The sequence below is a fragment of the [Mycobacterium] fortunisiensis genome (genome assembly GCF_019050325.1).
Classification (GTDB): domain Bacteria; phylum Actinomycetota; class Actinomycetes; order Mycobacteriales; family Mycobacteriaceae; genus Mycobacterium; species Mycobacterium fortunisiensis.
The window spans coordinates 437,602-461,650 of record NZ_VOMB01000016.1; the positions used below are offsets into that span (position 1 = coordinate 437,602).

General features: G+C 67.5%; 23 protein-coding genes and 1 pseudogene. 8 read left to right on the forward strand and 16 right to left on the reverse strand.

The features are described from left to right. Together FR943_RS12425 and FR943_RS12430 are read right to left on the reverse strand one after the other, a co-directional pair. On the reverse strand, positions 1-1,539 hold the full coding sequence (locus FR943_RS12425) for a PE-PPE domain-containing protein (RefSeq protein ID WP_217157419.1): 1,539 nt from the start codon (positions 1,537-1,539) through the stop codon (positions 1-3). 107 nt (positions 1,540-1,646) lie between these two features. Further along, positions 1,647-3,935: a molybdopterin-dependent oxidoreductase gene (locus FR943_RS12430; protein ID WP_217157421.1), complete on the reverse strand. Its 2,289-nt coding sequence runs from the start codon at positions 3,933-3,935 to the stop codon at positions 1,647-1,649. 100 nt (positions 3,936-4,035) lie between these two features. On the opposite strand from FR943_RS12430, the gene FR943_RS12435 reads away from it, so the two are divergent. After that, positions 4,036-5,196 carry an acyl-CoA dehydrogenase family protein gene (locus FR943_RS12435; RefSeq protein WP_217157423.1) on the forward strand — a complete coding sequence of 387 codons (1,161 nt, stop codon included), beginning with the start codon at positions 4,036-4,038 and terminating at the stop codon, positions 5,194-5,196. 179 nt (positions 5,197-5,375) lie between these two features. Continuing rightward, on the forward strand, positions 5,376-7,739 hold the full coding sequence (locus tag FR943_RS12440; protein ID WP_217157425.1) for an LGFP repeat-containing protein: 2,364 nt from the start codon (positions 5,376-5,378) through the stop codon (positions 7,737-7,739). Positions 7,740-7,744: 5 nt separating this feature from the next. On the opposite strand, the gene lexA is transcribed toward FR943_RS12440, so the two are convergent. Further along, on the reverse strand, positions 7,745-8,497 hold the full coding sequence (lexA, locus tag FR943_RS12445; RefSeq protein ID WP_217157427.1) for a transcriptional repressor LexA: 753 nt from the start codon (positions 8,495-8,497) through the stop codon (positions 7,745-7,747). 265 nt (positions 8,498-8,762) lie between these two features. Between lexA and FR943_RS26400 the strand changes: the two genes are divergently transcribed. Beyond that, positions 8,763-9,338: a LysM peptidoglycan-binding domain-containing protein gene (locus tag FR943_RS26400; RefSeq protein WP_246584973.1), complete on the forward strand. Its 576-nt coding sequence runs from the start codon at positions 8,763-8,765 to the stop codon at positions 9,336-9,338. 164 nt (positions 9,339-9,502) lie between these two features. Beyond that, positions 9,503-9,967: a transcriptional regulator NrdR gene (gene nrdR / locus FR943_RS12455; protein WP_217157429.1), complete on the forward strand. Its 465-nt coding sequence runs from the start codon at positions 9,503-9,505 to the stop codon at positions 9,965-9,967. 8 nt (positions 9,968-9,975) lie between these two features. Here the strand turns inward: nrdR and FR943_RS12460 are convergent, their stop codons facing one another. From FR943_RS12460 to FR943_RS12470, 3 genes are read right to left on the reverse strand one after another with little or no spacing between them, the layout of a single operon-like run. Further along, complete coding sequence (locus FR943_RS12460) at positions 9,976-10,677, reverse strand: PhzF family protein (RefSeq protein ID WP_217157431.1); 702 nt, start codon at positions 10,675-10,677, stop codon at positions 9,976-9,978. A gap of 28 nt (positions 10,678-10,705) precedes the next feature. Next, entirely contained in the window at positions 10,706-11,728 is a 1,023-nt protein-coding gene (locus tag FR943_RS12465; RefSeq protein WP_217157434.1) for an alpha/beta fold hydrolase, read from the reverse strand. 27 nt (positions 11,729-11,755) lie between these two features. Next, positions 11,756-12,784, reverse strand: coding sequence for a proteasome assembly chaperone family protein (locus FR943_RS12470; RefSeq protein WP_217157436.1), 1,029 nt, complete (start codon positions 12,782-12,784; stop codon positions 11,756-11,758). 173 nt (positions 12,785-12,957) lie between these two features. On the opposite strand from FR943_RS12470, the gene FR943_RS12475 reads away from it, so the two are divergent. Both FR943_RS12475 and FR943_RS12480 read left to right on the forward strand, forming a co-directional pair. After that, positions 12,958-13,779: a trypsin-like serine peptidase gene (locus tag FR943_RS12475; protein ID WP_217157438.1), complete on the forward strand. Its 822-nt coding sequence runs from the start codon at positions 12,958-12,960 to the stop codon at positions 13,777-13,779. A 130-nt stretch (positions 13,780-13,909) separates the two neighbouring features. Further along, complete coding sequence (locus FR943_RS12480) at positions 13,910-14,974, forward strand: DUF4192 domain-containing protein (protein ID WP_217157440.1); 1,065 nt, start codon at positions 13,910-13,912, stop codon at positions 14,972-14,974. A gap of 4 nt (positions 14,975-14,978) precedes the next feature. Here FR943_RS12480 and FR943_RS12485 read toward each other — a convergent pair whose 3' ends face one another. The 3 genes from FR943_RS12485 to FR943_RS12495 all read right to left on the reverse strand — a co-directional run bounded on the left by FR943_RS12485 (position 14,979) and on the right by FR943_RS12495 (position 17,375). Then, entirely contained in the window at positions 14,979-15,668 is a 690-nt protein-coding gene (locus FR943_RS12485; protein WP_217157442.1) for an iron-dependent transcriptional repressor DtxR, read from the reverse strand. A 171-nt stretch (positions 15,669-15,839) separates the two neighbouring features. Further along, positions 15,840-16,829, reverse strand: coding sequence for a sigma-70 family RNA polymerase sigma factor (locus FR943_RS12490; protein WP_275957449.1), 990 nt, complete (start codon positions 16,827-16,829; stop codon positions 15,840-15,842). A 117-nt stretch (positions 16,830-16,946) separates the two neighbouring features. After that, positions 16,947-17,375: a DUF3099 domain-containing protein gene (locus FR943_RS12495; protein WP_217157445.1), complete on the reverse strand. Its 429-nt coding sequence runs from the start codon at positions 17,373-17,375 to the stop codon at positions 16,947-16,949. Between the two features lie 78 nt (positions 17,376-17,453). Here FR943_RS12495 and FR943_RS12500 point away from each other — a divergent pair, with 78 nt between their 5' ends. Beyond that, complete coding sequence (locus tag FR943_RS12500) at positions 17,454-17,690, forward strand: DUF3039 domain-containing protein (RefSeq protein WP_217157447.1); 237 nt, start codon at positions 17,454-17,456, stop codon at positions 17,688-17,690. Here the strand turns inward: FR943_RS12500 and FR943_RS12505 are convergent. Together FR943_RS12505 and FR943_RS12510 are read right to left on the reverse strand one after the other, a co-directional pair. After that, complete coding sequence (locus FR943_RS12505; RefSeq protein WP_217157449.1) at positions 17,680-18,684, reverse strand: YihY/virulence factor BrkB family protein; 1,005 nt, start codon at positions 18,682-18,684, stop codon at positions 17,680-17,682. The genes FR943_RS12500 and FR943_RS12505 overlap by 11 nt on opposite strands. Before the next feature lie 70 nt (positions 18,685-18,754). Further along, entirely contained in the window at positions 18,755-18,946 is a 192-nt protein-coding gene (locus FR943_RS12510; RefSeq protein WP_217157451.1) for a DUF7455 domain-containing protein, read from the reverse strand. A gap of 159 nt (positions 18,947-19,105) precedes the next feature. Here FR943_RS12510 and FR943_RS12515 point away from each other — a divergent pair, with 159 nt between their 5' ends. After that, positions 19,106-19,471 (forward strand): DUF952 domain-containing protein, encoded by a 366-nt coding sequence (locus tag FR943_RS12515; protein ID WP_217157453.1) that lies wholly within the window; start codon positions 19,106-19,108, stop codon positions 19,469-19,471. 143 nt (positions 19,472-19,614) lie between these two features. On the opposite strand, the pseudogene FR943_RS26660 reads toward FR943_RS12515, so the two are convergent. From FR943_RS26660 to ppgK, 5 genes and pseudogenes are all read right to left on the reverse strand, one after another. After that, a pseudogene (locus tag FR943_RS26660) lies at positions 19,615-19,731 on the reverse strand (3-alpha-hydroxysteroid dehydrogenase); the annotation flags it as partial. 351 nt (positions 19,732-20,082) lie between these two features. Next, on the reverse strand, positions 20,083-20,571 hold the full coding sequence (locus FR943_RS12530) for a DinB family protein (protein ID WP_308170532.1): 489 nt from the start codon (positions 20,569-20,571) through the stop codon (positions 20,083-20,085). Between the two features lie 29 nt (positions 20,572-20,600). Continuing rightward, positions 20,601-21,515, reverse strand: a complete 915-nt coding sequence (locus FR943_RS12535; RefSeq protein WP_217158207.1) for an NAD(P)H-dependent flavin oxidoreductase — start codon at positions 21,513-21,515, stop codon at positions 20,601-20,603. A 67-nt stretch (positions 21,516-21,582) separates the two neighbouring features. Continuing rightward, entirely contained in the window at positions 21,583-23,022 is a 1,440-nt protein-coding gene (locus FR943_RS12540) for an RNA polymerase sigma factor (protein ID WP_217157455.1), read from the reverse strand. Between the two features lie 205 nt (positions 23,023-23,227). Continuing rightward, complete coding sequence (gene ppgK / locus FR943_RS12545; protein WP_217157457.1) at positions 23,228-24,037, reverse strand: polyphosphate--glucose phosphotransferase; 810 nt, start codon at positions 24,035-24,037, stop codon at positions 23,228-23,230. Positions 24,038-24,049 lie beyond the last annotated feature (12 nt).

Genomic DNA, 24,049 nt, shown 5'->3' on the forward strand with positions numbered 1-24,049 from the left:
TCAGGCGGCAGGCTTGGACTGCCGCTTCTCGTGCGTCCGATCCTTCTGCTGCTTCTGGTGTTTCGCGCGCTGCGTGTGCTTCGTCGCCTTCATCTTCATCTTCGTCTTCGCGGCGTCGTCCGCGTTGTCCTGGCTCAACGTCGTACGCGCGTTGCCGCCGACCGGATTCGCCCGCTCGCGGGCGGGATGGTCCTTGAGCCCCAGGGCTTTACGCAATGACGGGCGCTGTGGCGCGGTCGCCGGGACCTCACCTTCGTCGGAGGTGACGGCTGCCTTGGCGTCCTGTGCGGTGGAGACCCTTGTGACGGCGACCTTCTTCGTGGTGCCGACGACGGCGTCGTCGGGGGTGTCGACGGTTTCTGCGGACTCGATGGGGTCGGTCCAGCCGGGCAGCGGATCCAGGCCGGGGTTGAGCGCGGCCCGGATCCCTTCGGGAATGTCGTTGGCCAGGTCGGTGACCAACGTCACGGGATTGAAGCTCGGCAGCAACTGGAACGGGGTGGGTTTGCTGTAATCCGTTCGGGTATAGCCGGTTTCGATCAGAGTCTGCATCATCGGCGAGACCAGGTCGACCAGCGGGATCACCACCGCGGAGGTGCCGGTCGCCGCTCCGAGATCCAGCAGCGGCTGCATGATCGGCAGGGTTTTCGCCGGCAGCGTGATGTAGTACGTGTCGCCGTGTTGCTGGCAGTGGGTTGCCTCGGTGCAACTCGCTTCGGCATTCCTGATCGCGGCCTGCACCTGTTCGGGGGTGTAGCCGTAGGGCGTCGCGGTTTCCGGCTCGCCGTCGTCGGGCGCCAGATAGGTGCCGTGCACGTACTCGAAACCGGCCAGCGCGTTCACCAGCGCGAGCGGATTGAGCACCCAGGACGGGGCATCGGCCACCCCGTCGTAGGTCAGTGCGATGTCGTGGGTTTCGATGCCGGTGTCGGTCGGGGTCGGTTGACCGAAGGTCGCATCCAGGATCGGGACGGTGCCCAGGATCGCGAGCCGCTCGAAGAGCCCACCATCGGGCCGGTTCGGGTTACCGATCAACACGAACGACAGGTTGGCTTTCTGCTCGTCGGTCAGGTCTGCCAGACTGGCCTTGACGATGCTGGCCACCGTGGCGCCCTGCGAGTAACCGAAGACGGTGACGGGGTGCTCGGCGCTGGGGTTGTTGTCGCCGACGAGCTCGCTGGTCAGCCGGGTGACCCCGCTGGCCACCGAGACATTCCACTTGGCGCCCTCCAGCCCGCCCCAGCCCTCGAACGGGAACGGCCAGAACTGGGCGATGTAGGGGATCGGCACCGGCTCGCCACATTCCGCGGCCCCGCATGCTCCGCTGGTGTCCACGTAATAGGCGACGGCATTGGCCATGTAATTCTTGGAATCCGCCGGGTTCGGCGTGCCGGTCCCGGGAACGATCAGCGGCGTCACGGCGGCATTCAGCACCACCTCGGCGGTGAGCGTCGCGGTGGTGCCGACGGCCACCGACCCGGACACGGCCACGACGCCGATCAGCAGGGATCTGGCAGCGGAACGGGGTGAGAATCGCATCGGCCCGGATCTCCTTCCGCTGACGCCGGTGTCAGCGCTGAAGGGATTTTGACACCGGCCCGCGACGATCGGCGGGCAAACGGCCGAACTGGCCGCCGCGCAACGCGTTACCGGGTACGGATCACCGGTGGCTCATGCGCCCGCAACGGTGGCAACGTGTCGGTGTACTTCTCGATCTGCACCAGCACGTGGGCTCCCGTGCAGCCGTGGGCCAGAGTGGAGGTACCCACATCGTCGGTGAGCACGTTGGGGTTGCCGTGCACACACATCGCGTCGGGATCGCTCGGGTCGGCCGGATCGAACCAGGCCCCGGTCGACAGCTGCACCACCGCCGGGCGCAGCCGGTCGTCGATCACCACGCCGGCCAGGCATGCCCCGCGATCGTTGAACACCCGCACCACGTCGCCGTCGCCGAGTCCACGCGCCAGAGCGTCGTCGGGATGGATCCGGATCGGTTCGCGCCCTTGAACTTTCGATGACTGACTGGTGGCCCCACCGTCGAGTTGGCTGTGCAGACGGGTGGCCGGCTGGTTGGCCAGCAAGTGCAGCGGATAGGCCCGGGCGCGCTCGCCACCGAGCCATTCCGTCGGCTCGTACCAGCGAGGATGCCCGGCGCAGTCGGGGTAGCCGAAACCGTCGATGGTGTGCGAGAAGATCTCGATGCGGCCGCTCGGGGTGGCCAGCCGGTGCGCCGTCGGGTCGGCCCGGAAATCGGCGAGCAGCGTCAGGTCGGAGTCGGTGGGTAGCCGCAACTGCCCGGCAGTCCAGAACTCGTCGAAGCTCGGCACATCGAAATCCAGTCCAGCAGACCATTTTTCGTACATGTGCACGAGCCACTGCCGGGCCGTCCGGCCCTCGGTGAACTGGCCGCCGAACCCGAGCCGCCCGGCCAGGTCGGCGAACGTGGTGTAGTCATCTCGGGAGTCGGCGTAGGGCGGTGTCAGCGCCGGCATGGCAACCAGCAGTGGATCATTGCGCGAACCCGAGTAGTCCTCGCGCTCGTAGGCGGTGGTCGACGGCACCACGATGTCGGCGTGTTTGGCCATCGCCGTCCAATACGGGTCGTGCACCACGATGGTGTCCACCCGGGCCAGGGCCCGGCGCAGGCGCGGAATGTTCTGGTGATGGTGGAACGGGTTGCCCCCGGCCCAGTACACGCACTTGATGTCGGGGTAGCGCAGCTGCCTGCCGTTGTAATCGAATGGCTGACCGGGCCGCAGCAGCATCTCGGTGACCGCGGCGACCGGGATGAACGTCTGCACGGGGTTGGCACCCTGCGGCAGCGCCGGCAGACCGCATCGCAGCGGGGGTAGTCCGGGCTCGTTCATCGAGCCGTAGCCGTGACCGAAACCTCCTCCGGGAAGACCGATCTGGCCCAGCATCGCCGCCAGCGTCAACCCCATCCACGGGGCCTGCTCGCCGTGCCGGACCCGCTGCAGCGACCAGCTGACGGTGATCAGGGTGCGGCAGGCGGCCATCTGCCGGGCCAGTGCCGTCAGCTCGGCGACAGGCAGGCCGCTGAGCCGCGATGCCCACTGCGGTGTCTTTGCCACCCCGTCGTCCCGCCCCAGTAGATAGCGTTCGAACCGCGGGTATCCGGTGCAGTAGATGTCGAGGAAATCGAGATCCGCCAGACCCTCGGTGGCCAGCACGTAGGCCAGCGCGAGCATCACCGCCACATCGGTGCCGGGCACCGGCGCCAACCATCGGCACTCACCGTCGACGTCGTCTCGCAGCGGGCTCAACGACACGATCTGACCGCCGCGGGAACGCATCCGGCGCAGGGCGTCGCGGGCTGGATGTGTCGTGGTCCCACCGTGATTGGTGCCGGTGTTCTTCAACGCGACCCCGCCGAAAGACACCATCAGATCGGTGTGTTCGGCGATCACGTTCCAGTCAGTCGATCGTTTGAAGAGGTCGTCGTGGGTGCCCACCACCCGCGGCATGATCACCCCGGTGGCGCCCAGGCTGTAGGAGTGGCGCGAAGACGTATAGCCGCCAAGCATTTTCAGGAACCGATGCACCTGGCTCTGCGCGTGGTGGAAGCGTCCGGCGCTGGCCCAGCCATAGGAGCCGCCGTAGATCGCCTCGTTGCCGTAGGTGTCCACGACGCGGCGCAACTCGTCGGCCAGCAACTCGGTGAGTTCGTCCCAGGACACCGCGACGTACTCGTCGGCGCCCCGCTCGGTGCTCGGTCCGGGCCCGTCGCGCAGCCAGCCGCGTCGCACCGCGGGTCCCGCGATGCGCGAGCGATGCCGGATCGAGCCCGGCAGATTCCCCAGCAGCGGGGAGGGGTCGGCGTCACCGCTGGGCGGCGTGACCGAGGTGATGTCCCCGGCCGCGACATCGGCGGTGAAAGCTCCCCAGTGAGCGAGGCTCATCGCGGACTGGGGCATGGGCTGAGTTTACGGGTGACAACCCACCACCCCGGGCTGACCAACCACTGGGTTGGTATAGGTTGGCCCCAAATCCGTAACCAGTACCGGAGGTCACACCATGGGCAGTGCTGTGAAGTACGAGCGCACGTTGTTCGAGCCCGAGCACGAGTTGTTTCGCGAGTCCTACCGCGCGTTCCTGGAACGCCACGTCGCGCCGCACCACGACCAGTGGGAGAAGGACAAGATCGTCGACCGCGGCGTCTGGCTGGAGGCCGGTAAACAGGGCTTTCTCGGGATGGCGGTGCCCGAGGAGTACGGCGGCGGCGGCAACCCCGACTTCCGCTACAACACGATCGTCTGTGAGGAAACCGTGGCCGGCCGCTACAGCGGTATCGGCTTCAGCCTGCACAACGACGTCGTCGCACCGTATCTGCTGCGGCTGACCAACGAGGAGCAGAAGCAGCGCTGGCTGCCCAAGTTCTGCACCGGCGAATTGATCACCGCGATCGCCATGACCGAACCCGGCACCGGCAGCGATCTGCAGGGCATCAAGACCCGCGCGGTCCGCGACGGCGACCACTATGTGCTCAACGGCTCCAAGACCTTCATCACCAACGGCATCAACTCCGACCTGGTGATCGTGGTGGCCCAGACCGACCCGGACAAGGGAGCACTGGGCTTTTCGCTGCTGGTGGTCGAGCGCGGCATGGAGGGTTTCGAACGGGGCCGGCACCTCGACAAGATCGGCCTGGACGCCCAGGACACCGCGGAGTTGTCGTTCACCGACGTCAAGGTGCCCGTGGAGAACCTGCTCGGCGAGGAGGGGCAGGGTTTCGTCTACCTGATGCAGAACCTCCCGCAGGAACGCATCTCGATCGCCATCATGGCCGCCGCGGCGATGGAGGCGGTGCTCGAACAGACGGTGCAGTACACGAAGGAACGCAAGGCGTTCGGCAAGCCGATCGGCAGCTTCCAGAACAGCCGGTTCCTGCTGGCCGAACTGGCGACCGAGGCGACCGTGGTGCGGATGATGGTCGACGAGTTCATCCGGTTGCACCTGACCGAGGAACTCACCGTCGAGCAGGCCGCGATGGCCAAGTGGTACTCCACCGAGAAGCAGGTGGAGCTCATCGACCGCTGCCTGCAGCTGCACGGCGGGTACGGCTACATGCGTGAGTACCCGGTCGCACGGGCTTACCTCGATGCCCGCGTACAGACGATCTACGGCGGCACGACCGAGATCATGAAAGAGATCATCGGGCGCAGTTTGGGCGTCTAGCGACCCCAATTCGGTCGCCACAGCGGCCGAAATCGCCCGATTTTGGGTCAATTGACCCAGATATTGCGGCTTTTTTGGTCAAGTTCGGCCACGTTCCTTGGTTATCGTCACCTGCTGAAGCAGAGTTGTCGGGCGGGACATTTCTGAGACATCTTTTGCCGAACGAGCGGGGAGGGCGCATGACTAGGCCGGGAGCGAGGCTGAACGCGGCCGTGTGGCGGTTGGCGGTCGGCCTGCTCGCACTCGTAGTCGCTGGTTTTTGGACGTCGGCGGTGGCTTCGGCCACCCCGGAGTCGGACGCCGACGCCGCGATCACCGCTGCGTGGGAGGCCACCGGTGCCGACGGCGGTTCGCTGGGCCCGCGCCAGGGCGACGTGTATGCGGTGGGTTCGGGGTTCGTGCAGGACTTCGCTTCGGGCAAGATGTTCTTCACCCCGGCCACCGGTGCTCACTTCATGCAGGGTGCAATCCTTGAGAAGTACGAGTCGTTGGGCGGCCCGGCCGACAGCGACTTGGGATTCCCCACGATCGACGAGGGGCCCGGGCGCGCGCAGGACAGCCGCAACTCGACATTCAGTGCCCCCGACAACCCGGTGATCTTCTGGACGCCGGACAACGGCGCCCACGTGGTGCGAGGCGCCATCAACGCCGCGTGGGACAAGGTGGGCGGGTCCGCCGGGACGCTCGGTGTCCCGACCGACGACGAGTCGTTCGACGGTGACATGAGCACGCAGAAGTTCACCGGCGGCGAGATTTCCTGGAACCGCAAGACCAAGGCCTTCACCACGGTGCCGCCGGAGTTGGCCGATCAGCTCGCCGGCCTGGAGGTTCCGACCGACCCGGCGTCGGCGATCGCGGCCGCCCGCCGGGCAGCCGGCGGCCCGATGGGCCCGCTCGGCGCGAAAGACGGCGACCAGTACCCGATCGGCGGGGACGGGGTCGGACAGAACTTCGCCGGCGGCAAGATCTTCTACAGTCCGGCGACCGGCGCCAACGCCGTCACGGGGCAACTGCTCGAGAAGTACGAGAGCGTCGGCGGGCCCGAAGGCGATCTGGGTTTCCCCACCGCCAGCGAGGCGGAGGGCGGTCTGGGACCCAACAGCCGGATCAGCACCTTCGCCGCCACGGACAACCCGGTCATCTTCTGGACCCCTGATTACGGCGCGGTGATCGTGCGCGGTGCGATGAAGGCGGCCTGGGACAAGCTGGGCGGAGCCAAGGGCGAGCTGGGTGCCCCGATGGCCGATCAGACCGAAGACGGCAATGTCGTCACGCAGCGGTTCAGCGGGGGCGCGATCTCCTGGGACCGGGAGGCCAACAAGTTCACCACCGAACCGTCGAAACTCGCCTCCCAACTGAGCGGGCTTGAGGTACCCGGACTCGACCAGCCGGCCGGGGCGCCACCGGCTTCCGACGCCGGTACCGACACCGCGAAACCGTTCAGCTGGCACTGGAGTTGGTGGTGGCTGATCGCGGTGATTCCGGTGCTGCTGCTGGCCGCGCTGGTGGTCGGGGCCGCGTTGTGGCACCGGCGCCGGACCCGCGACGACGGTGGCGACTTCGAGCATGATCCGTTCGAGGACGGCTACGACGACGGCTCCTACCACGACCCGCACTACGACACACACGGCTACCGCGACGATGGTTACCGCGACGACGAGTTCGCCGACGACCGTGGCGTCGAGCCGCACGGTTACGGACCCGCCGGTGGCTATGCGGCAGGCGAAGCCACCACCGCGCGATTCACCGGGCCCGGTGAGGAATCGGTGGCCGGCGCGGAATCCCCGTACGACGGGCCCACCGACACCGCCATCCCGGTCAGCCAATGGGCCGCACCGCACGGGGCCGGTGCCGGCTACGGCGCACCGGGCGACGAGGACGAACCGCCCGAGGATTCCGCACAGTTGGTGGGTGCGGGACCGGACTTCGGTGGGCACCAGCGCGACGACGCATTCGAGGATGACGACGACTTCGACGGAGACTTCGAGGGCGACGATTTCGAGGACGACCTCGACGGCGACGATTTCGTGGACGGCGACTTCGACGACGAGGAAAACCTCGACACGCCCATCGATGCGGAGTTCGAGGAGGTCGCCGAGGGCGGCTACGTCGACTCCGTCGATGATGTCGAGGCCGAACTGGTGGACGAGCAACTGTCAGACGCCGGGGCGGCTGACGGTGCCGGCATGGGTGCCGGTGCGCCACACGCGTTCTCGGGGCTGGGCGGTCTGCCGGTGCAGAGTTTCCAGGACAACGTCGATACCGCGCCCACCCGGGTGATCACCGAGGCCGAGGCCTACAGCAGTGAGGCGCACAGCGGGCGTCACGCGGCGATCGAACTCGACGAGGTGCCCACTGTCACGGCCATCCACTTGCCGTTGGATGATCCCTACCGGGCGCCGGAGGGGTACCCGATCAAGGCGGACACCAAGTCTGGGCGGTACTGGTCGCCCGACAGCGGTGAGTACGACGATGCGGTCGCCGAGATCTGGTTCGCCAGTGAGGAGTTCGCCCGCACGAATGGATTCGTGCGAGCGGACTGAGCCCGTCAGATCTTGCGGATCACGGTGACGACCTTGCCGAGCACGGCCGCGTCGTTGCCGGGGATGGGGTCGTATGCCGGGTTGTGCGGCATGAGCCAGACCTGACCACGGGTCCGCTTGAACGTCTTGACCGTGGCTTCACCGTCGATCATCGCGGCCACGATGTCACCGTTGTCGGCCACGCTCTGCTGGCGCACCACCACCCAGTCGCCGTCGCAGATGGCGGCATCCACCATCGAGTCGCCGACGACCTTGAGCAGGAACAGCGAGCCTTCGCCGACCAGTTCGCGGGGGAGCGGGAAGACGTCCTCGACGGCTTGCTCGGCGAGGATGGGGCCACCGGCGGCGATCCGGCCGAGGACCGGGACGAAGGTCGGTTCGGGTAGCGCGTCGGAGCCGGCCACATCGGTGGACACCAGTGCGGCAGCCGTTGGATCGTCGGCTGCACGAACGTCGACGGCACGCGGCCGGTTGGCGTCACGTCGCAGATAACCCTTGCGTTCCAGGGTGCGCAACTGGTGCGCCACCGACGACGTCGAGGTCAAGCCGACCGCATCGCCGATCTCACGGATGCTGGGCGGGTAGCCGCGACTGGTGACCGAGGCGCGGATCACGTCGAGGATGGTCCGTTGCCGTTCGGTCAGTCCGCCGTCGGCGCCGCGGCGCGGACTTGTGCCGTCGGATGCGCATCCCGCCGCCCCCGCCGATCCCGCCGGGCTGTCGGTGCTGCTGCCGTCCCTGCTGCGGTCGTCGCTCATGTGGCCGAATGTAGTCGCTGATCGAACATTAATCAAACATGTGTTCGAGGTGTTTTGTCGGCGTGTCCGCGGGTGCGCCGTCGCGGCGGTGCGGTCGGGCCGTCCCCGGCGGCGGGACCCGGGTTCGGCGATCGGAACGTGTCGGTGCCCCGTTCTATCGTGTGCAACAGTTCGATCACATGTTCTATCAATCGAACACCTGAGCGAGTATGGTTCGAACACAAGAGCGAATCCGCCCTCACCGGTCTCAGCGAAAGGCAGACAGATGGCGATCATCGATATTCCCGCCGGCAGCCGTTCCCGTGCAGTTCAGGCTCCTCGGACTGTTCGGGCTGTCAGGTCCGGGCCGCGGTCGGCGGCGTCGCAGCACGCCGCCGGTGGCACCGGAACCGGCGCAGGCGCTGCGTTCGATACGCACGCCAGCGCGACGTTCGGCACGGGCGTGCCGCGTCCGGTGCGCCGGGTCCGGCGGGCCGCGCCGCGCCGGCCGGCCGGTGCCGCACCCCACTACCGGGGCACCGGAGTGCTGATGTCGCGGGCATCGCATCGGAGCCGCCCTATCACGCCATTGACCACGGTGTTGCTGGCGCTCGTCGCCGCCGGCATCACAGTCTGGCTCGGCCTGGTGGCCCAGTTCGGTGGCGTGCTGGGCGCCGAGGCGCCGACGCCCACCGAGCTCGCGGTGGTGCAGGTGAAGTCGGGGGAGAGCCTGCAGCAGGTGGCCCGGCGGGTCGCGCCGAACACCCCGGTGGCGCAGGTCGTCGAGCAGATCCGTGACCTCAACCAGCTGGAATCCGCTGCCGTCGACGCCGGACAGACACTGCTCGCGCCCGTTGGCTGAGCAGTGCGATGTCCGTTGAATCGTCCTGGCAGGCAGCCACACTGGCCGGCGCCGGCATGATCACCTACACCCCATGGGACCCGGCGGTGAGTCTGCCGAGGGCATCGCGGGTAGGCTCAAGGGCGCTCGAGCTAGTAGTCCGACGGCATGACGAAGGAGCGGTGATGCACTGTCCGTTCTGCCGTCATCCCGATTCGCGCGTCGTCGATTCCCGGGAAACCGACGAGGGACAGGCGATCCGGCGCAGGCGGTCCTGCCCCGAGTGTGGACGTCGCTTCACCACCGTGGAAACGGCCGTTCTGGCTGTGGTGAAGCGCAGCGGGGTGACCGAGCCGTTCAGCCGCGAGAAGGTCATCCGCGGTGTCCGGCGGTCCTGTCAGGGCAGGCAGGTCGATGACGACGCCCTGAACGTGCTGGCTCAGCAGGTCGAGGACGCGGTCCGCGGCCTGGGTACCCCGGAGATCCCAAGCCATGAGGTCGGATTGGCGATTCTGGGGCCGCTGCGGGAGCTGGACGAGGTCGCCTATCTGCGATTCGCCTCGGTGTACCGGTCGTTTTCGTCGGCTGAGGACTTCGAACGCGAAATCGCGGCGTTGCGGGCGCACCGTACCGACGCCGAGGCGGGTTGAGCCCGCAGTCAGTTCAGCTGCGATATGTCCAGTGTGGTGGTGCCGTCGTTGACGACGCGACCGGCGACGCGTACCCAGCCTTCAGCGTTCCACTGAGTTTCGATCACCGAACCCTTGCCTTGGATGATCGTCAGGTCGCGGCTCAGATGGTCGGTCATCCGCACAGCCGCCGACCCGGTCGCCTCATCTTCGGGGACACCCAGATGTGTGGCGAACATGCGTGACCGCAGCACACCGCCATCCTGGTCCAGCCAGGTCCACAGGTAGTGCTCGACATCGTCGTCGTAGTCGTCGGGGTCGGCGCGGAACAGTTCGTCGGTGGAGAGCACGTCGTGGATGACGAACTCTGGTGCCCATTCGGAGCGAGCACTGACCGCGGCCAGGTCCCCGGCATAGCCGACCTGCACGATCCCGGCGGGTACCTGCAGGGTGTTCACCGGCCGCCCCAGATCCCGCAGCCACCACGACGCACCCACCGTGGGATGGCCGGCGAAGGGCATCTCGGCGACCGGGGTGAAGATGTGTGCGCTGGCAGAGCTGCCGCCCGGCGCCGGAAGATCGACGAATACCGTTTCGCTGTAACCCAATTCGGTGGCGATCCGCTGCCGGTCGGCAGGTTCGACGGTGCTGTTGTCGACGACGCCGAGCGGATTGCCGTACTTGCCCTCGGAATCGGTGAACACCCGCAACACAGTGACGTCGATGGCCATAATCCGATGCTACGTCGCACCGCAGCGGTCAGGTGGCGCTGCGCTCGTCTGCGCCCATCGCGTCGAGCACGGCCACCTGGGTGTCGAGTGAGCCGCTGAGGGCCGACTCGCTCAGCCCGGTGCGCAGCAGGCTGCGGAGCCGGTCCTGGTCGTAGACGGACGGGTCGGTCGAGTCGACGAAGCGTTCCACCACCTCGACGAACCGGTCGGGATCGTCGTGGAACGGAAAATGCCCGGATCCGGCGAAGATCTCCAACCGGGAACCGGGCATTGCGGCATGCGCCAGCTGCGCGTGGCTGACGGGGATCACCGAATCACGATCGCCCCAGATCAGCTGGACGGGTACGGATTCGGTCAGATAACAGCGATCCAGCATCGTCACCACTTGGCCTCGCCAGTCGACCACGGCACGCAAGGTGCGGGCGAAGGCCGAGGAGGCCGTCGGTTCCGGCAGGTCGGCCAGGATGCGCACCATGTCCGGGATGTCGTGGCCCAGACCGGTTGCGCCCAGCACCGAGCCCGCGGCGCGGCCGATCACCTGCAGCGCCGGCAGCACCATCGGCAACCGCAGCAGGGCCAGCGCCTCGCTGCCCAGCGGCAGTGCGGCGATCCGCAGCGCCACGTTGACGTCCTTGGTGACCCCACCGGCGCCGACCAGGATGAGCCGGTCCACCAGTTGCGGGAACTGATAGGCGAATTGCATCGCGACGCCGCCGCCGAGGGAATGGCCGACGACGGTGACCCGGTCGATGTCGAGGACGCTCAGCAGGTCACGCATGCCGTTGGCGTAGGCGGCCACCGAGTAGTCCGCCCGCGGTTTGTCGGAGGCGCCGTGGCCGAGCAGATCCGGGGCGATCACCGTGAAGCGTTGCGCGAGCGTGGATTGCACGGTGTGCCAGGTGGTGGAGTTGTCACCGATACCGTGGATCAGCAGCAGCGCCGGGCCGGATCCGGCCACCCGGAAGGCGCGCCGGTAGCCGTGGATCGTGCGGAATTCGAGGGTCGGGGTCAGCTCGCGAACGGATCGCAGGTGGGGTTTGCGCTCGGTCATGTGGTCGAACCTCGCTCTCGGCCGCTCCTATGAGTGGTTGTCGCCGTTGGAGAATCCCTCGCCGAAGCCGTCTCGTCCGTCCTTGTACTTGTCGTCCTTGTATTTGTCTCCGGCCTGCTGGGCGAGGAACCGTTCGAACTCCGCGCCCAGCTCGTCGCCGCTGGGAAGTTCCTCGTCGCGTTCCAGCAGCGACCGATTCTCCTGTGCAGCAACGAACGCATCGTACTGGCGCTCCAGCCCGGTCACCACTTGAGCGACTTCGGCGCTGGCTTCGACCTGCTCGTTGATTTTGCTGTACACCTCGGCGCCGGCCTCGGACAGTTTCTCCAGCGGCAGCTGCAGCGAACCGGTCCGGGCGACCTCGGCGAGCAGTGCCTCGGCCGCCGGCGGGTACGCCGTCTGGGCCAGGTAGTGCGGGACGTGCACGGTATAGCCCACCACCTCGTGGCCGTGCTGAGCCATCCGGAACTCGAGCAGGTTGGAAACGCTTGCCGGGACCTGGACTTCGCCGACCCACGGGGTGTGGTCGGTGATCAGTTCCTTGTTGTTGGCGTGCGCGGTGAGCATGACCGGTCGGGTGTGCGGCACCGCCATCGGGATGGTGCCCAGCCCGATCACCCGCCGCACCCCGAGCTGTTCGGAGAGCAGTCGGACGGCGGTGATGAACCGCTCCCAGCGCAGGTCCGGTTCCAGGCCGGCCAACAGCAGAAACGGCGTGCCCGCGCCGTCGTGCAGCGCGTAGAGGTTCAGCTCGGGGTCCTCGTAGTTGGTGAAGTGGTCGGTCTTGAACGTCATCAACGGTCGCCGGGACCGGTAGTCCAGCAACTCGTCGATGGCGAAAGAGGCCACCAGTTCGGTCTCGAGGGTGTCTTTGAGGTGCTCAGCGGCCAGCCGGATGGCATGCCCGGCATCGGAGAATCCTTCCAGGGCATGAATCAGCACCGGGCCACGACCATCCGACGAGGACAGCTGCGGGGCCGGGAATTCCAGCTCGTACATGCCGCTCTGATCGGGCTGGTAGTGCTGCTGTTCGGGGGTGTCGCTGCTGTCAGTCATCTCGCTTCGTCTCCTCACTGCGGTAGGACGGCTGTGACGGCCTACCACCGTGCCATCTAGTGTCTCGTATACCCACGCCGCGCGTTCGGTCCGCCCCACTTGTGGCTACGAACGCGCCGGGACCGGGCCGGCATTCCGGCAGTGATCGTCGAGAACAGGCAAAATCGTTGGCAATGCGCGTGCCCCGGTTGACCAAGCTCACCGCGGCGGTGGCCCCTGGGGCCGTCGTGGTGGCGATGGCGGCGGCGTGTGTGGGGCCGGGCGCAGTCACCGGCGGGTCCGCCGGCCCCGCGCCGCAGGCGACGACCAGCCCGGAGGCCGGTGCGCTGTCGCGAGCCGGCGGCGAGACGGTGACGCCGGACCCGCGGGTCGGAGCGGTGTTTTTGGGCGACACCGCGACCCACACCTGTAGCGGCTCGGTCTTGGCAAGCACCGCGGGCGATCTCATCCTCACGGCCGCGCACTGCCTTGCCGACGGTGTGGACACCACATTCGTTCCCGGCTTCGGGGCAGGCGGCGGTGGCACCTGGCATGTCGGGACGGTCTACCTGGACCGGCGCTGGCTTGCCGAACGCGACCCGCAGGCCGACTACGCGATCGCGCAGGTGTCCGCGGATTCCGGGGTCGACGTGCTGGCCGCGGCCGGTGGCGGATTGACGCTCGGGTCTGCGCCACCGGCGGGTAGTGAGGTGACGGTGACCGGTTACCCGATGGGCGAGGGAGGCAGCCCGTCGGCCTGTCGCGGCGTCACAGACTGGTCGCCCCAAGGCTTTCCGTCGCTGGCCTGCGCGGGGCTGACCGATGGTTTCAGCGGTGCCCCGTGGGTCACCGGCTCGAAGGTGACCGGGCTGGTCGGTGGGCTCGACGGTGGAGGCTGCGACGACGACGTGTCCTACTCGCCGCGTTTCGACGCCCGCATCGCGGGGTTGTTGGCCCGGGCGGAGGCCGGCGGCCGCGGCGACGCCGCCCCGGCAACGCCGGGATCTGACTGTTAGACACGGTGCCGGGACCAGGCCGGCGCTGAGTTATCCCCAATGACGAATTCATCCACAGCCGCGCCGAGGTGGCGGCAACCGCCCTGGTGGCCTCGCGCGGGCTGACGGCGGCGGTGGGCACGGTCGGTCCATGACAACACGACCGCCATTCACCCCACAGTTCGATTTCCACCTGAGCCGCCCCGGTGCGCTGATCGCCGCGCTGCCGGCGGTGCTCGGCTTTGTTCCGCACAACAGCCTGGTCCTGGTCACCCTCGACCGCGGCGAACTGGGCTGCGTCCTGCGCGCCGACCTGGATGACGAGATGACCGACCGGGTCGAGCGGCTGGCCGAGCTTGCCGCCATGGCCGGCGCCGATGCGGTGATCGCCGTCATCGTGGATGAGGCCAGCACCGGCTGCCGGGCCTGCGATGACCGCTACGGCGAGCTGGCGTCGATCCTCGAGCTGGCGCTGTCCGCCGACGGCGTGGAACTCTATGCCGCGCACGTCGTGGACCAGGTGGCACTGGGCGGGCACTGGCACTGCGCCGACGGCTGCGGCGCGGAAGGCCAGGTCGAGGACCCGGCGGCCTCCCCACTGGCAGCAGCCGCGGTGCTCGACGGTCGCCGGCTCTACGCCAGCCGCGAGGAACTGCTGCAGGTGATCGAGCCCGATCCGGTCGCCGGCGGGTCGATGGCGCGTGAGCTGGCCACCGTGGCCGGACGGTCGGCCGCGGTGGAGCGCTCCGATGTCGATGTGCGCCGCGATGTCGAGGCGGCGATCACCGCAGCGCTACGGCTCGCCGATGGTGCCGTTCCCGACAGTGCCGAGTTGGTGCGGCTGGGCGACAGTCTCACCGATCCCAGGATCCGCGACACGTTGTACGCGCTGGCGATCGGCGGGTGTGCCGAGCCGGCCGAGTGCCTGTGGGGCCTGTTGGCCCGCAATCTGCCGGACCCGTGGCGGGTGGAAGCACTTGTCTTACTGGCTTTTTCGGCATATGCACGGGGCGACGGCCCACTGGCCGGGGTGTCGCTGGATGCCGCGCTGCGCGCGGTGCCGACACATCGGATGGCCGGCATGCTCGACACCGCGCTGCAATCGGGGATGCATCCGGAGCGGATTCGGGAGCTCGCCGTCACGGGGTACCGGTTGGCCACGCAGCTCGGCGTGCAGTTGCCGCCACGCCGGCTGTGGGGGCGCAGGGCCGGGTGAGGGCCTAGACCTTTTCGACCCGGACGGCGTGGGCCATGTGGTGGGGCAGCTCGACCTGCTCGTGCCCGGGGATCACGATCAGCACGCCGCCGTGGTCGGTGGCCTCGACGGTGACCCGGGCGTTCGGCACCACGCCGGCGTCCTTGAGCCGGCTGATGAGCTCGGTGTCGCCCTGGACGTGTTCGGTGAGTTGACGCACCACCACGGCGACCGGCAATCCGACCGGGAGCTCGGTGAGCCGGACCAGGCTGACGTCGTCGCCCCCGGTCCCGCCGACACCGAGGTCGGACAGACCCGGGATCGGATTACCGAACGGCGAGGTGGTCGGGTTGTCGAGCACCTGTACCAGGCGCCGCTCGACATCCTCGCTCATCACGTGCTCCCAGCGGCAGGCCTCGGCGTGGACGTCCTCCCACGGCAGCCCGATCACATCGACGAGCAACCGCTCGGCCAACCGATGCTTGCGCATCACCGCAACCGCCAGGGCACGGCCCTTGTCGGTCAGCTCCAGGTGCCGGTCCCCGGCGACGTGCAACAGGCCATCGCGTTCCATCCGGGACACGGTCTGGCTCACCGTCGGACCGCTCTGGTCGAGCCGTTCGGCGATACGAGCGCGCAACGGCACCACGCCCTCTTCCTCGAGGTCGTAGATAGTTCGTAGGTACATCTCGGTGGTGTCGACCAGATCGTTCATGCGCGCCTTCCCAGCCCAAACGTCAACAGACAGTCTACCGTTTCCGGCGGGTGATCTGCGGTGCATCACCGGGGCGTCGCCCATGTCGTGAAGCCCGCGAAAATGCCAGGCCACGTCCGCAAATGCGACATGCCCCGCCCGGGAAACCGGCGGGGCATGTCAGGAGGGGGACTAGCTGGCGTAGGAGCGGAGGCGGTCGGCGCGCTCGCCGTTGCGGAGCTTGGCCATCACCTCGCGCTCGATCTGGCGGACCCGCTCACGTGACAGCCCGAACAGCTTGCCGATCTGATCCAGGGTGCGCGGCTGCCCGTCGTCGAGGCCGAACCGCAGCCGGATCACCTGCTGCTCGCGCTCGTCGAGCGTGGCCAGTACGTGCCGGATGTCGGTGTGCAGCAACTCGGAGATCACGGCATTCTCGGCCGACATCGCATTCTCGTCCTCGATGAAGTCGCCCAGCGGGGCTTCCTCGTCGGTGCCGACCGGCATGTCCAGGCTCACCGGGTCCCGGCTGTGTTCCAGCAGGTCGTTGATCTTCTCGACCGGGATGCCGGATTCCTCGGCCAGTTCCTCGTCGGTGGCCTCGCGGCCCAGGTTCTGGTGCATCTCACGCTTGATCCGGGCCAGCTTGTTGACCTGCTCGACGAGGTGGACCGGCAGCCGGATGGTGCGGCTCTGGTCCGCCATCCCGCGGGTGATGGCCTGACGGATCCACCACGTGGCGTACGTCGAGAACTTGAAGCCCTTGGAGTAGTCGAACTTCTCCATCGCGCGGATAAGGCCCAGGTTGCCTTCCTGGATCAGGTCCAGCAGCGGCATACCGCGGCCGGTGTAGCGCTTGGCCAGCGACACCACCAAGCGGAGGTTGGCTTCCAGCAGATGCCGCCGCGCTGCCTCACCGTCGCGGACCACCGTGGCCAGGTCCCGCTTGCGGTTCTCGCCCAGGCGCTTCTTGGTGTTCAGCACGTGCTGGGCGTACAAGCCCGCCTCGATGCGCTTGGCGAGTTCTACTTCATCGGCGGCATTGAGCAACGCCGTTTTACCGATGCCGTTCAGATACACGCGCACGAGGTCGGCGGCAGGGCTCTGGGCGTCCAGATCACCCTCGACGCGGCTTGTGGTGGCATTTGCCATGACGGCCTCCTGATCGGCTCGAACTGTCATGACGTACAACGTCATAGGTGCCATGAGAGTTCCCGCCGATCGCCGGATTCATGCCCGTTGAGCTGCAGTTTTTCCAGGCCGACCTGAGAATGCCCTGAGAATAGCTAAAGAAGCCGCTCAGCTGGGCTCATCGCCGTCGGCCCGCGCTGCGTCCGGTTGCGGTGGCACAAACGGGTCCTGCTGTAACGCCGGCCGCTCCGCGGTGGGGAACAGTGGGATCCGCTCGCCGCGACCGGCGTAACGCCGTGGCTCCTCGGCACTTCGCGGCGGACGATCGTTGGCGATCAGCACCGCCATCCATGGCAGCGGGATCGAGACCACGATGATCGCCAGTGAGATGAGCCCGTTGTGCCAGATGTTGTAGGCGACCGCGGCGAGGATGAGCGCCGGGATGCGGAAGGACATCAATGTCAGGTACTTGCGGACACGCTGACGATGCTGCACTTCGTAGGCGGGTGCGGCCTGGGTGATGAGGACCGGGTGGGCTTCCTTGCCGAAATCGTCACCGAAATCGTCGTCGAAACTCAGCTCGTGGCTTTGTTTCATACCTCTACTGTTCCACACCTGGACCCCGTCGTGACAGGCGGATTTCCCTATGCCCCGCAGCCAGGCACAATAAAGACCATGCAGACCCAAACCATCGAGCGCCCGGACACCGACGAACGCGTCGACGATGGGACCGACGACGACAGCCCGAAGTTCTTCCATTACGTCAAGAAAAACAAGATCGCCGAAAGTGCCGTGATGGGCACGCATGTGGTCGCGCTGTGCGGTGAGGTGTTCCCGGTGACGAAGTCGGCCAAGCCCGGATCGCCGGTGTGCCCCGACTGCAAGAAGATCTACGAGCAGCTCAAGAAGTAGGTGGTCGTCCCGGCGGCTCGACAGGCTCGGGCAGCGGTGCTTCGACCGGTGCCTGGGCTCCGCCGTTCAGCGGGCTGTTGAGGGTTTTCTCCTCCAGCCACTCGCGCAGCCGACGGGCGTGGGTATCGGCCGCCGGCCATTCCTCCTGGATCGCGGCATTGAGTTCGGCGCCCAGCATGATGGCGAAGCCCAGGAAGAACGCGAACAGCAGGAACGCGATGGGTGTGGCCAGCGCGCCATACGTATATCCAGTGCTGGTGATCCAGGTCAGGTAGATCCGCAGCCCGAAAGTGGCCACCAGGAACACCACCGTGGCCAGCACCGCGCCGAGCATCAGCCGATGCGTCGGGATCGGCGCGGGCAGCGATACCCGGTACAGAATTGTCACCCCGACGAACACGGCCAGGAACAGCGCCGGGTAGTACCCGTAGTGCAGCGCGTTGTCCCAGCTGTCGGGCAGGTGTTCGGCGATCGCCCGCGGCCCCAGCGCCAGCAGCGGTGCCGCGGCGATAGCGCACACCAGCATGATCACGTAGAGGCCCAGGGCGTAGAACCGCTGCCGCACCGGATGCCGCAGCGGCGTCTGGTCGTGGGCCTCCACGATCGAGTCCACGAACGCCGACACCGCCGACGATCCCGCCCACAGCGAGATCACGAACCCCACCGACACCACCTCGCCGCGGGCACCCCGCACGATGTCTCGGATCGTCGGCTCGATGATCTCGTTGACCACGTTGGGGGAGAAGAAGCTGTTCGCCGCGTTGATCAGCTGATCCTGGATCGTCGGCAGGGTGTCGGGCCCGAACAGCGGTGCGATGTAGGCCAGGCTGCCGAGCATCCCCAGCAGCAGGGGAGGCAATGACAACGCGCACCAGAACGCCGCCTGTGCCGACTCCGAAAAGATCGAGTCGTCCCAACTCTTCGACAACGTGCGTCGAGTGATGTGCCAGACGTGGTGGCGTGATGGTGGTACTGGAAGTGGCTGGCCAGTCATGACCAGTCAAGCATTACTGACGAAACGTGCTCCTGCCCAGGCGGGTGGTTCTGCGGCGTCGGTGAGGTCGTCAGGCGTCGACCGGGCTGGTTTCCAGCACGGCTGCCAGCTCGACCAGCTTGGCTTCGTGTTCGTTGGCGTGGTGCTGGCAGAAGAGCAACTCGGCTCCCGAGGGCAGCTTGGCCCGCACCCGTGCGGCTGCACCGCAACGATCGCAACGATCGGCTCTGGTTAGCTCGGGGCTTGTCAGAGTTGCGTTCATGGCTCCTCCGTCTTCTGCTCTGCGCATCTCGGCAAAGGCGCCGTGATTGCGTATGTCTACTCTGTCAGACGTTTTGGCTTCCGGCCTTGTTCCCCTGGGGTTCACCGGTGTGTCGTGTCTCACGTGGCCGGTGTGTTGCTGGCGGGGCAAGCTGGCGGTATGCCCCGTGTCCTGGTTCACATCTGCAGCGTGGACGACTGGTCGGAGGCTCAGCGTAGCGGCGAGCTCCGACCGGAGTCCCTGGCCGGGCAGGGCTTCGTCCACCTGTCGGCGCCCGAGCAGGTGCATCTGCCGGCGAACCGGTTGTATTCGGGTCGCCGCGACCTGATGCTGCTGCACGTCGATCCGGCGAAGCTGTCGGATCCGGTGCGCTGGGAGCCAGGTGTCCCGACCGATCCCGAGGCCATGTTGTTCCCGCATCTGTACGGCCCGTTGCCGGTGAGTGCGGTGCGGGCCGCCACGAGGTACGAGCCTGACGAGGCGGGCAGGTTTGCGCCACTGCCGTCCGGCGCACCGCCTTCGTGACACGCAGCGCCGTCGTGCCCGTGGCCCGGCCGCGTCGGCCTGGACGGCGTGGGCGCCGGCCGCACCGGGATCCGGCCCGCGCTGGCCCCACCGTCGACGGTCAGATCCGCCCCGGTCATGTACGCGGAGGCATCCGAGGCCAGGAACGCCACCACGTCGGCGACCTCCTCGGGGCTGCCCACCCGGCTCAGCGGTGCACCCGGGTGGCCGCCGGGGCCGCGCTCGACGGCGAGATGCGCGATCATCGGCGTGTCGATCATGCCGGGATAGACGGTGTTGACCCGGATCCCCAACGGGCCCAACTCGATTGCCGTCACGATCTCGATGCGCTCGTACTGGCCACGCCTACGGTGCCGCGGCGATCGAGGCGCGCGCGGACTCCGCCGCCGAGGGGGTGCAGGAGTGCGCCCGGCGGGCCACCGAAACCCTGATGATTCAGGCGAATTCGTGGTATCTGAGGGCGAACATCGCAGGTAAGCCCCGGGTCCTTATGTCATTCGTGGGTGGCTTCGGCGTGTACCGGGAGATCATCACCGATGTCGCGGCGGCCGGCTACAAGGGTTTCGACATCCACCAGGCTGTGCCGGGCTGAGTTGGATCGAGCCGGCCGCCTACGCGGTGAGCAGGAGATCGCGGGTGATCTCCAGATGCCCGGTGTGCTGGGCGATGTCGTGCAGGATGTGCAGCAGCGTCCATTCCGGTGTCGCGGTGGCCAGCACGTCGGCACGGGTGGTGCCACCGCGGATCCCGTCGGCGAGATCGCGATCGCGGATGCCCTCGGTGACGGCGATCTCGACCCAGCCCGGAAGGCGTTCCCGCAGGGCAGTGAGCCGTTCGAGGAGTTCGGCCACCGGGCCGGCCGCCGTGAACTCGGCGTCGCGGTCACGGGGAATGCGTTGGCCGGCGATGAAAGACCCGCCCCAGTAATCGACCACGCCGATGCAGTGGTTGACGATGGCATAGCAACTGTTGGTGCCCGGCAGGTCCGGCCGGCGGTTGGCCAGCTCGTCGCCCAGCGCGGCGAGGATATCGGCCATCGTGGTGAAGCATTCGGACAGCACGTCCAGCAGCGCTTGGGCCAGCGGGTTGTCGGATGGCACGGGTCTCCTCGTCGCCGGAAGAATTCTGGTCAGTTCGCCGATCCGGAGAGCCGGTGCAGGATGGTCGCGGCGTCACGACTCATCGCAGCCAGCACCTCGGCGGTCCCGGGGATGTCGTCGATCAGCCCGACGTCCTCGCCGATGTGAATGGCTGCGACATCGAAATCCGCTGCGGTGACCGCACTCTGGTAATCGCGCTGTGCCTCGTCGAGTTCGGCCCGCAAGATGTCCTCGCGGCCCAGCCAGCGCCGCACGAAGTCGTTGCGCAGCGTGCGGCCGGTGTAGCCGGCCGGCCAGTGGAAGCCGCGCACGATGTCGAACACGCCGGTGCGCACGGTGTCGTCGGAGCGAGCCGCCAGCACCCGCTGCCGGGCAGCCGGCGCCACCGGTGCCTCGCGTGTCGCCCACAGTCGCGAGCCCACCAATGCGCCGTCGGCGCCCAGTGCCAGCGCCGCCGCCAGGCCGCGTCCGTCGGCGATGCCGCCGGATGCCAGCAGCAGCGTTTCCGGAGCCCGGTCGGCCACCAGGTCGGCGACCTCGGGTACCAGCGTGAAGGTGGACCGCACGCCTTTGCCGTGCCCGCCCGCCTCGCCACCCTGGGCGATGATCCCCTGCGCGCCGAGATCGATTGCGCGCCTTGCCTCATCGAGATCATTGAGCTGGACCATCAGCGGCACCCCGGCCGCGCGGATGGGCGCGGCGGACGGTGCGGGGTCACCGAACGAGACGATGACGACGGCGGGTGAGTGCGCCAGCGCTACATCCAAGAGGTGCGGTTGCTCGGCGAGTCTCCAGCCGATGAAGCCCACCCCCACCGGGGCGTCGGCCGCTGCCGCGAACTGGGCGTCCAGCCACTCGGCATCGCGGTAACCCGCACCGATCACGCCCAGGCCGCCGGCCCGGGTGACCGTCGCGGCCAGCCGGCCATCGGCGAACGTGTCCATCGGCGCCAGCGCAACCGGCACCGACAACCCGAACCGGTCAGTCAGCCGCGTGGTGAGCAATCGAGGACTAATCCAGGTAGTCGCGCAGCACCTGCGAGCGGCTGGGGTGGCGCAACTTCGACATGGTCTTCGATTCGATCTGACGGATGCGCTCACGCGTCACGCCGTAGACCTGACCGATCTCATCGAGCGTCCTGGGCTGGCCGTCGGTCAGGCCGAACCGCAGCCGGACCACACCGGCCTCGCGCTCGGACAGCGTCTCCAGCACGGACTGCAGCTGGTCCTGCAGCAGGGTGAAGCTCACCGCATCCACGGCCACCACGGCCTCGGAGTCCTCGATGAAGTCGCCGAGCTGGCTGTCACCCTCGTCGCCGATGGTCTGGTCCAGCGAGATGGGCTCACGCGCGTACTGCTGGATCTCCAGCACCTTCTCCGGCGTGATGTCCATTTCCTTGGCCAGCTCTTCGGGCGTGGGCTCGCGGCCCAGGTCCTGCAGCAGCTCGCGCTGGATGCGGCCGAGCTTGTTGATCACCTCGACCATGTGCACCGGGATACGGATGGTGCGGGCCTGGTCGGCCATGGCGCGGGTGATGGCCTGACGGATCCACCAGGTGGCGTACGTGGAGAACTTGTAGCCCTTGGTGTAGTCGAACTTCTCGACCGCACGGATCAGACCCAGGTTGCCTTCCTGGATGAGGTCGAGGAAGGCCATGCCGCGGCCGGTGTAGCGCTTGGCCAGCGAGACCACCAGGCGCAGGTTGGCTTCCAGCAGATGGTTTTTCGCGCGGTCGCCGTCGCGGCAAATCCACTGATAGTCGCGCCGCACCTGGGTGGTGAGCTTTTCGCCCTTCGCGGCGAACTCGCTCATCTTCTGGGTGGCGAACAGGCCGGCCTCGATCCGCTTGGCGAGCTCGACCTCCTCCTCGGCGTTGAGCAGGGCGACCTTGCCGATCTGCTTCAGGTAGGCGCGGACGGAGTCGGCCGAAGCGGTGAGCTCGGCGTCCTTGCGGGCCTGCCGCAGCGCTTCGGACTCTTCTTCGTCCCAGACGAAGTCGCCGGAGGCCTTGTCCTTCTCGGAGGGCTCGGGGTGCTCGTCGTCACTCTTGGCCGTCTTGGCTGCCGTCTTGGCGGGCTTGGCGTCCTTGCCTTCCTCGGCATCATCGTCTTCTTCGTCCTCGTCGGACTCTTCGATGTCCTCGTCGGTGCCGAGATCGTCGTCGAGCTCGAGGTCGGTGTCCTCGACCTCGAGGTCTTCGCCCGGTTCGGCCTCCAGATCGTCGGTGGCCTCCAGATCGTCGTTGACGTCTTCGGGTTTGGTTGCCGCGCCTTTGGCCGCCCGCTTGGCCGGGGCCTTCTTGGCGGGGGCCCGCTTCGTGGCGGTAGCACCCTCGGCCTTGGCGGCTGTGCTCTTGGCTGCCCGCTTGGCCGGGGCCTTCTTGGCGGGAGTCTTGGTAGCGGTGCGCTTCACCGGCTCGTCGGTCGCCGGGCTTGCTTTTGTCGCTGCCACGTACACCCTTTCCGTCTCACGAAATTCTCGGTGGATATGGGCATACTCCACCGAGAGCGTCTGCTATCGAATGTTGGCGTTGTCATCTGCTGGGATAGTCACCGCTATTCGGTAGGCGGCCGCCGTGGACCATTGTAACGACACTGTGGGTGTTCGCCGTGCCGAGCGGCCGTTTTCGGCGCCCCGGGCAGTCGAGCCAGCGAAGTTACCGACCGGTAGCTTGCGGGTCCGTGACTCCTGGAATCTGGCTCGCCATGGCGGCGCCGACGATCCCCGCGGTGTTGAGCAGCGCGGCCGGCACGATCGGGGTGCGGATCTTGAGCAGCGGCAGCCACTTGTCGGATTTGCGGCTGATCCCGCCGCCGGCGATGAACAGGTCCGGCCAGATCGCGTTCTCGATCGTCACCAGAACTTTGTTCACCTCCTCGCTCCACCGGGCATAGTTCCAGCCCTTGCGCTCCTTGACCGAGGATGCCGCGCGGTGCTCGGCCTCCTTGCCGTCTACCTGCAGATGGCCAAATTCGGTGTTGGGCAACAACACTCCGTTGTGGATCACCGCCGATCCGATCCCGGTGCCGAAGGTGAGCAGCACGACGACGCCGGAGTTGTCCTTGCCCGCTCCGTAATGCTCCTCGGCGAGGCCCGCGGCGTCGGCGTCGTTGAGCACGGTCACCGGTAGCCCGCCGAGTGCGCCGCCGATCACCTCGACGGCATTCACACCGATCCAGCCCTTGTCGACGTTGGCCGCGGTGCGCACGATGCCGCTGGTGACCACGCCCGGGTACGTGACGCCCACACTGCCGGTCCAGCCGAACTCCGCCACCACCGCCGCAACCGACTTCGCCACCGCTTCCGGGGTGGCCGGCTGCGGCGTGTCGAGCTTGAACCGCTCACCGATCAGCTGTCCGGTGTCGAGGTCGACGATGCCGCCCTTGATTCCACTGCCACCGACGTCGACCCCGAATCCGCGGCGCTGCGTGCCGGCGGGTGCTGGGTCTGCTGCGGGTGCGGTCATGGGCGCTCCTTT